Origin of the sequence: Salinivirga sp. (assembly GCF_035268865.1) — a bacterium.
Lineage (GTDB): Bacteria > Bacteroidota > Bacteroidia > Bacteroidales > Salinivirgaceae > Salinivirga.
The window spans coordinates 1-9,403 of record NZ_DATFKB010000019.1; the positions used below are offsets into that span (position 1 = coordinate 1).

Here is a 9,403-nt window from a genome sequence, read left to right on the forward strand (position 1 = left end):
TGAACAAAGGGCTGCATAAAATTAAGCTCCATACAAACAACGCACTAAAAGTTGATTGGGTAAAGTTTACCATGGTGAAAAAATATCGCGAGACACCACGCAAAATGGTTCAAAACACCAATGGCGATGAGTGGAGCGTGGTATGGGCCGATGAGTTTGAAGGAAGCAAAATTGATACTACAAAATGGACTTTTGACGAAGGCAATTGGGGTTGGGGTAACTATGAACCCCAATATTATACCAACCACCGGGAAAAAAATGCACGCATTGAAGACGGGAACCTCATTATTGAAGCCCATAAAAACGACATGGGGCAGGAATGGACTTCAGCACGGCTCACAACCCGGGAAAAAGTGAGCTTTCAATATGGAAAAATTGAATTTCGCGCCAAAGTACCGGCCCACAGAGGAAATTGGGCAGCAGGCTGGACACTTGGCGATGATTATATAGATGAACTTTCATGGCCATACTGCGGTGAAATAGACATTTTAGAAAGTGTTGGTTACGAAATGGATAACGAAACAGGTGATGGTATAGCCCATGCATCAGCTCACAGCGGAGCTTACTATTTTAAACTTGGTAACCAACCCACAGCAACTACCCCGGTAGAAAACATGAATAATAAGTACCATACCTACGCAGTTGAATGGACCCCTGAGTACATAAAGGCTTTTGTAGATGGCAATCATTACTTTACTTATGATGACAACACTACAGAACTTTCATGGCCATTTGATAAGCCACACAATATCATACTCAACCTGGCCATGGGCGGAGGCTGGGGAGGCGCCCAGGGTATAGACGAAACCGTCACTTCACAAAAAATGATCATCGATTATGTCAGGGTTTATGAAAGAAAATAAACAAATAGTCAATAAGCTCAGCACTGGGCTGCTTTTACTCGTGGTACTGAGCCTTGGTATATCAATTTCATGTACCAAAGAGTCAGAAGAAGCCATTATAGAACAAAAAGTCGAAGCATTACTGGCTAAAATGACCCTTGATGAAAAAATAGGGCAAATGACCCAGATCAGACATTTTGACGAGTTTTCACCAGAGGATATTAAATCAGGATCTGTAGGATCCATAATACATACAGATGGCCCCACACCGGGGAATACTGCAGAAGAATGGCAGGCGCGCTTCATTGAATTGCAAAAACAAGCACTGGATTCCAGATTAGGTATACCATTGCTTTTTGGGGTAGATGCAATACATGGACAAAACACCTTTGAAGGCGCCACCATTTTTCCGCACAACATAGGATTGGGAGCCACACAAAACACAGAGCTGGTAGAAGAAGCCGCTGCAATTACAGCACTCGAAATGCAGGGTACAGGTTTTAACTGGACCTTCTCACCATGTATATCGATTCCCTATAATGAAAAATGGGGACGTGTGTACGAAGCATTTTCCGAAAGTACTGAACTTACTCGCGAATTTACAAAAGCCTCAGTAAAAGGGCATCAGGGGAACCTGTCAGACAAAACAACGGTAATGGCCACAGCCAAACACTATGTTGGAGACGGCTCTACCGAATATGGTAAAGAAGGTGGAAACACTACCTTAAGCATACAGGAAGTAAGTAAACGTCTTTTACCACCATACCGTGATGCTGTAAATGCAGGTATTGGAGCAATAATGGTGGGTTTTAACGATCTGTCGGGAATCTCAATGCATGCACATAAACCCCTCATCACAGACACCCTGAAAAAAGGGATGAAGTTCGATGGTATAGTGGTAACCGATTGGAAAGGATATTCACGCTTTGGCAAAAATGATGTAATTAATGCCGGTGTAGATATGGTTATGGCTGTAGATGGGGATATGGACGGATTTCAAAAAGGTTTAAAAGCAGGTGTTGAAAACGGATCCGTACCAATGACCCGTATTGACGACGCTGTGAGAAGAATATTGAGACAGAAATTTCGCCTTGGCCTTTTCGACCACCCGTTTCCGGACACCACACTCACTGAAAAAATTGGCGCTGAAAAACATAGAGCTAAAGCCCGTCAGGCTGTACGTGAATCAATGGTATTGTTAAAAAATAACGACAAAACACTCCCAATACCCGCGGATGCCGAAAAAATTGTAGTTGTGGGAGAACATGCCGATAACACAGGATTACAATCTGGCGGCTGGACCATTCGCTGGCAGGGTGTAAGCAGAAACTACGAGGGTGCAACCTCCATACTTACAGGAATAAAAGAAATGGCCGAAGGTAAAGTTGCTTACGACACCACAGGAACAGGTGTGCATGCAGATGCCGATTGGGCAATAATTGTAGTTGGAGAAAAACCTTATGCCGAGTTTTTTGGAGATATTGGCGACGAACGTGGAACTTGTTCATTTACGCTAACAGAAAAACATAAAGCATACATTGAAGCATACAACAAAAAAGATATAAAAACAGTCATCGTCTTAATTTCAGGACGACCGTTGGTTGTAACCGAAGAAATTGCCGAATCTGATGCCTTTGTTGCAGCATGGTTACCCGGATCCGAAGGAGATGGTGTAGCTCAGGTACTTTTTGGAGCATATAACTTTACGGGCAAACTGCCCCACTCCTGGCCTGTATCTGTGGAAGATTTCAATGGTAAATACGGACCAAATTTCTGGAATGAGAAAGTAAACCCATTATATGAAATAGGTTTTGGATTATCATACCAGGATTTTCAAAAAAACGATAATTAATAATTCTGAGGAAAAAAGTAAAATAGACTTAAAAGTCAGAAACTGTTAAGTTAGAATCGCAAACACGTGTAACCATTACCAGAATATCATGGTACACGAGATGATTAAAATTCATTTTGAATTACATCTGATCAAAAATATCAAAACTATACACAGATGAAGAACCATACATATTTAAATCATACGCCCTTAAATAATAAGGTCTCTCATGCAGAAGGTGAATACATAGAATCAAATAATGAGAAATTTTATAAGATAAGTAATTACGATCAAATCCGACCATTTTTCATCAGTATGGTCAGCCATACTGATCATTGGTTTTTCATTTCATCAAACGGTGGATTATCTGCCGGAAGGAAAAGCGCAGATCTTGCGCTTTTCCCTTATTATACGGACGATAAAATAACAAATAACGCAGAAAACACTGGTAGTAAGACAATTCTAAAAATCCACACGGATAATGAGGTCCACCTTTGGGAGCCATTCTCATGCAGGTACGAAGGTATTTACCCCATTACCAGAAATCTATACAAAAACTTTGCAGGTAATAAAATCATATTTGAAGAAACCAATGAAGCTTTATCTCTTACATTCCTGTATACCTGGCAGCTTTCTGACAAATACGGATTTATTAAAACCTCTGAAATACAAAATCTCAATCACAAACAAGTAACTGTAGCGATACTTGACGGTATACAAAACATTTTACCTTTTGGAGTGGGTGCTGACTTACAGAACGGCACAAGCAACCTGGCCAATGCCTACAAAAGGAATGAACTTGTTAATATGGTTAAGCTTGGCATATATTCACTTAGCGCCATGATTATTGACAAAGCAGAACCAAGTGAAGCCTTAAAAGCCACAACAGTATGGAGCACTGGCCTTAAACCAAATAACATATTACTCTCTTCGCTGCAACTTGATGATTTCAGGAAAGACAACAAACTCAAAAAAGAGACAGATATGAGAGCTGAGCCCGGCGCCTATTTCATCAACAGCCGGATTACGCTTAACAGCCAGGAATATAAACAATGGCATATAGTTGCAGATGTAGAGCAGGATCACGTCAAAATATATGAACTAATAGAACAGCTCAAACTTGACCCCGCAAAGATTGAGTCAATGCTGATCGCCGATATTGATAAAGGCACCACAATGCTCAAAAAACTGGTGGCTACAGCCGATGGCTTGCAAAAAACAGCCGATGAGCTAAGTGTTGGCCGCCATTTCTCAAATGTATTGTTCAATATCATGCGTGGAGGAGTATTTGAGGACCAGTACAGAATAGAAAAAGCCGACCTTATAGATTTTGTTCATACCTTTAACCAAAGCATAGCAGACAAATACCAGGATTTTTTCAATCAATTCGATGATTCGCTGAATTACTTTGTACTGCTGGAAAAAGCAGAAAAAAGTGGCAATAGCGATCTTATACGCATAGCATACGAATATCTCCCATTAACGTTTAGCCGCCGACATGGCGATCCGAGCAGGCCGTGGAACAAATTTTCCATTCCCGGTAAAAACCCGGACGGCTCTTACATCAAAAGTTACGAAGGCAACTGGCGCGATATTTTTCAAAATTGGGAAGCACTGGGTTATTCCTTCCCGGGTTTTATACTCTCAATGATTACTAAATTCGTTAACGCCTCCACCATAGATGGTTACAACCCATACCGCATTACACGCAATGGAATCGACTGGGAAGTTATCGACCCTGAAGATCCATGGTCATTTATTGGTTACTGGGGCGACCATCAGATAATTTACCTTCTGAAACTAATGGAGTTGGCCCAAAAATTTCAAAAAAAGGAGTTCAAAAAATTCCTTTCGGCCCCATATTTTGTATACGCCAATGTACCTTATTGCATTAAAAAATATGAGGAGATCGTAGAGAACCCACAAAACACCATTGAGTTTGAAAATGATAAAGAAACTCAAATACTCAGTAGAGAAAAACAGATTGGAGCTGACGGGAAACTGGTTTTTGACCAGCATGGACATTTGACTAAAGCCAACCTTACAGAAAAAATACTTGTACCATTGCTAACCAAAATGTCGAACTTCATTCCCGAAGCCGGTATTTGGCTCAATACACAACGTCCCGAATGGAACGATGCCAACAATGCCCTGGTTGGAAATGGCGTATCAATGGTAACGCTTTATTACATGCGTCGCTATGCAACCTTCTTTTTGGATCTGCTAAGCAATGATGGCAAAACCAGCTTTGATATCAACAAACCGGTTATTGCTTTTATGGAAGGCATCGTGTCAGTGCTTGAAAAACATGAGCCTAAGCTCAAGAAAAACATCAACAATAAAAACCGCCGAAACATTACTGATGAATTGGGGTATCTGGGAGAAAAATACCGCGAGGAAGCCTATGCGGGTTTTTATGCTGGCACAAAATCACTAAGCGCTTCACAAATACAGTCATTCTTAAAATTGGCGTTAAAATATATCGATCACTCGATTAATGCCAACAAACGAAAAGATGGACTTTACCATGCATACAACCTGGTAGAGTTTGGTACACAATCAATAAGTATTAAGCCCCTTTACGAGATGCTCGAAGGCCAGGTTGCTGTATTATCATCAGGGCTGCTCAAGCCAGAAGAAGCCCTCTCTGTTTTAGATGCCCTGAAAAACAGCAAAATGTACCGGCCCGATCAGTATAGCTATATTCTGTATCCGGACAGAGACCTGCCACGATTCTTATCTAAAAACCTGATTCCGGCTAAGTTTATCGACAAATCGAAGCTGGCCAAAACCATGATAAAAGCAGGTAACCAATCTATCATAAAAAAAGACATCAATGGAAACTTCCATTTTAACGGTAACTTCCATAATGCCGAAGATCTTAAAGAAGCACTGCATAAACTGAGTAAAACCTCTTGTAAAGAGATGGTTGAAAAGGAATACGACGATTATCTCGCTATTTTCGAACAAATATTCAATCATAAAGCCTTTACAGGCCGCTCCGGCACATTCTTCGGTTACGAAGGGCTGGGAAGCATCTACTGGCATATGGTCTCTAAACTCTTGCTTGCAGTACAGGAAAATATTATTTGGGCCAGAGAAACGCAAACCGACCATGCCATTGTCGGTAAAATGATCGACCATTATTACGAAATAAGGGCAGGTATTGGTATTAATAAATCGCCGGAGCTTTATGGAGCATTTCCAACCGACCCATATTCACATACGCCGGGCCATAAAGGCGCACAACAACCAGGCATGACCGGCCAGGTAAAAGAAGATATTCTAAATCGCTGGGCCGAGCTGGGAATAAAAGTTGAAGATGCTGCCCTGAAGTTCGAACCCGAATTCTTAAACCCCGCTGAATTTATGCAGGAACCGGGAACTTTTGAATATTTCGATGCGGAAGGAGCACAGCAAAAAACATCCGTAGACCGGGATGAACTCTGTTTTACCTTTTGCCAGGTTCCAATAATATACAGCAAATCAAAGAATGAAAATATTACGGTGTTTTACAGCAATAATAAAAAAGAGACCATTGAAGGGAAGACATTAAATGCTAAAATCTCTGAAAAGCTCTTTAAACGAACAAATCAAATTTCTAAAATAGAAGTCAGGCAAAATTTCTAAGTGTGTTTGTTGAACCATTGGCCACTAATATAGTTTTACGTTATTGATCGATGTCTTCGGTGGCCAGTGGTTTTTTTTACCCTCTTCCATCAGCATAATCTTTTTGAATGGCATAAAGGTGATACATGAAATGATTATATTTGATTACAATCATTTCAATGGAATTACTTAATTTTACTCTATTGACAAAATACAGGTTAAGCATGCCAGAGAAAATATTCAAGTACATACTGCTAAGCTTACTCTTACAAAGTACTATACTAAGCTACAGCCAACCCAAGCACATTGGAATACCACAAGTAAAAAACTACAACACTTCCAAGATGCATGCCGGGGCACAAACCTGGATGATCGATATCGGATCTAACGGACTGGCCTATTTTGCAAACAATAACGGTGTGCTTGAATTTGATGGTATAAACTGGCGAAATCACCCCCTGCCCGGAGGCATCCTGGTTAGATGCATTAAAGCCACCCAGAATAACAAACTATATGCAGGCGGGTTTAATGAAATAGGCTACCTGCTGCCCAACGATAAAGGCCAACTCAATTACCACTCATTAATTGAAAAACTCCCGGAAAACGCCAGAGACTTTGGCGAGGTGTGGCGTATTTATGATTTACCGGTGGGCATCGTTTTTCAATCGTATGAGCAATTGATGATATACAATAACGGACATTTTAAAATTATTGATGCTCCGGAAATGTTTCATTTTTCATTCCTTGTAAAAGGAGAACTTTATATCAACGACCAAACAAAAGGATTATATCGTTTGGCCAATGACCAAATTGTGAAAGTACCTGGAGTAAGCCAGGTGGCCGGAGAACTCATCTGGTCGATGTTGCCCAAAGGCGATGATATTTTAATTGCAACCGATGACGACGGTATTTTTGTATTTGATGGTTTAAAGCTTAAAGAATGGAAAAAACCGGCAGCACGTCTGCTTAAAAAAAACCAGGTTTATACCGGCTTATCAATTGATGATGCAACATATGCATTCGGCACCATTCAGGATGGAATTGTGATATGCGATACTGCGGGCAACCTTTTGCAGCATTTAAATATGGACAGAGGGCTGCAAAACAACACCGTACTAAGTTTAAAACTCGATCAATATAAAAACCTTTGGTTGGGGCTCGACAATGGCATCGACTATATTGAAATAAACTCACCGCTCACCTATTTTTCGGAGTTCAATGCCCTGAGTACAGGCTATGCAGCCATACTTCATAACAATATGCTTTACCTGGGTACCAACAGAGGTGTATTTTACCACGACTGGCAGGAGCTTCAGAAAGGCGGAGGAAGTCAAACATTTAAATTGGTTCCCGGCACCCAGGGTCAGGTATGGAACTTTGATGTATTTGATGGTACGCTGTTTTGTGGGCATAATTCAGGTGTCTTTACCATTGAAGGTACCCGGGCAGAGCTTATTTCAGATATCCAGGGTGGGTGGACATTCATTCAACCCGAAAATAAAAATGACATAGTGCTTTGTGGCACATACACAGGAATCTCAAAATTTGAAAAAATTAACGGACAGTGGGTCGAAAACGGAAAACTCGGTGGCTTTAAAGAATCCACAAGATACCTTGTACAGGGGAAAAACAACACCTTCTGGATATCGCATGGCTACAAAGGAATATACAGGGTTAACGTTGACAGTAATTATGACAGTATCATCAACTTTGAATTATATAACAGTGATGATGGGTTCCCAGTAGACAAAAACCTGAATGTATGCAATTTATTTGACAAACCTGTATTTACAACAGGTCAGGGTTTTTACAGGTTTGACTCAGCGAACAACAAGTTCGAACCGGATTTAAAGCTTAATAAAAGGTTTCCCAGGCAGGATATCCGCCTGGTGCATCCCGATGATGCCGGAAATGTGTGGTACTTTACCATTGATGATGCCGGAGTTTACCGCTTACAGGAGGATGGCAGTTACGTTGATGTATTTTTGCCATTTAAAGAGTTAAACAGACGGTTTATTAAATGGTTTCAGTTTGTTTACCCCATCAACGACAATCATGTAATATTTGGCTTGCAGGATGGCTTTGCATATTACACCCCTCAATATCCCAAGGACTATCAATATGAATTTAATGCCTACATTCGCAAAGCAACCCTCACCAAAACGGATTCGGTGCTTTACATGGGCCAAACTCAGAATAAAGACTTCTTCGTGGGCATACCCTACCGGTTTAACCAAATAAAATTTGAACTGGCAGCCAATGACTTTGAAAATCCCAAAAAACTGGTTTTTTCAACCAAACTGGAAGATTTTGATGAGGAGTGGTCGCCCTGGCGTAGCAATCCGGTACGTGAATTTACAAACCTTGCACACGGCGAATATACTTTTAAAGTAAGGGCAAAAAATATTTTCGACAATATAAGCAATACAGGCTCCATAGATTTTGAGATTTATGCACCCTGGTTCCTGAGTTGGTGGGGCTATGCCTTGTATGCGGCAATTGTTGGAATGTTCATTTTTTCAATGGTTCGATACGTCAGATACCGTACAGAAAAAACGAAACGAGAAGAGGAAGAACAACAAAAAAGGCTTTTCCAGGAGCGTGAAAAACAACTGCAAAACAATGCTCTAAGGGCAGAAAAAGAGGTGATCAGAATCCGGAACGAAAAACTCAGGGCCGAAATGAAACAAAAGGACAAGGAACTGGCCAACAACACCATGGAGATGATCCAAAAAGGGAAACTCCTTACCAAAATAAAAAAAGAACTTAATAAACTTTCAACCGAATTCAACGACGACATAATCAATAACCATATCAACCGTTTAATTCGCAGAGTCGACAAAGAGCTGGATACTGAACAGCAATGGGAAGTATTTGAAAAACATTTTGAAAATGTGCACGAAGAGTTTCTCAAACGCTTAAAAGCTGCATACCCAGACCTCACACCCAGAGAGATGAAACTCTGCGCTTATTTAAGACTCAATATCTCAAGTAAAGAAATAGCCGCACTGATGAACATCAGTACACGAGGTGTAGAAATTAGCAGGTACCGGCTTCGGAAAAAACTGCAGCTCTCCCATGATACTAATCTTACTGATTTTATAATATCTTTTTAATTTAT

General features: G+C 40.6%; 4 protein-coding genes. All 4 read left to right on the forward strand.

Going from position 1 to position 9,403, the window contains the following annotated elements; genetic code table 11:
- Positions 1–863, forward strand: an 863-nt coding sequence (locus VJ937_RS01250; RefSeq protein WP_324065105.1) for a glycoside hydrolase family 16 protein, incomplete at its 5' end; no start/stop codon positions are given.
- On the forward strand, positions 838–2,694 hold the full coding sequence (locus VJ937_RS01255) for a glycoside hydrolase family 3 protein (RefSeq protein ID WP_324065106.1): 1,857 nt from the start codon (positions 838–840) through the stop codon (positions 2,692–2,694). The genes VJ937_RS01250 and VJ937_RS01255, both read left to right, overlap by 26 nt.
- A gap of 156 nt (positions 2,695–2,850) precedes the next feature.
- On the forward strand, positions 2,851–6,303 hold the full coding sequence (locus VJ937_RS01260) for a hypothetical protein (RefSeq protein ID WP_324065107.1): 3,453 nt from the start codon (positions 2,851–2,853) through the stop codon (positions 6,301–6,303).
- 203 nt (positions 6,304–6,506) lie between these two features.
- Complete coding sequence (locus VJ937_RS01265; protein ID WP_324065108.1) at positions 6,507–9,398, forward strand: triple tyrosine motif-containing protein; 2,892 nt, start codon at positions 6,507–6,509, stop codon at positions 9,396–9,398.
- Positions 9,399–9,403 lie beyond the last annotated feature (5 nt).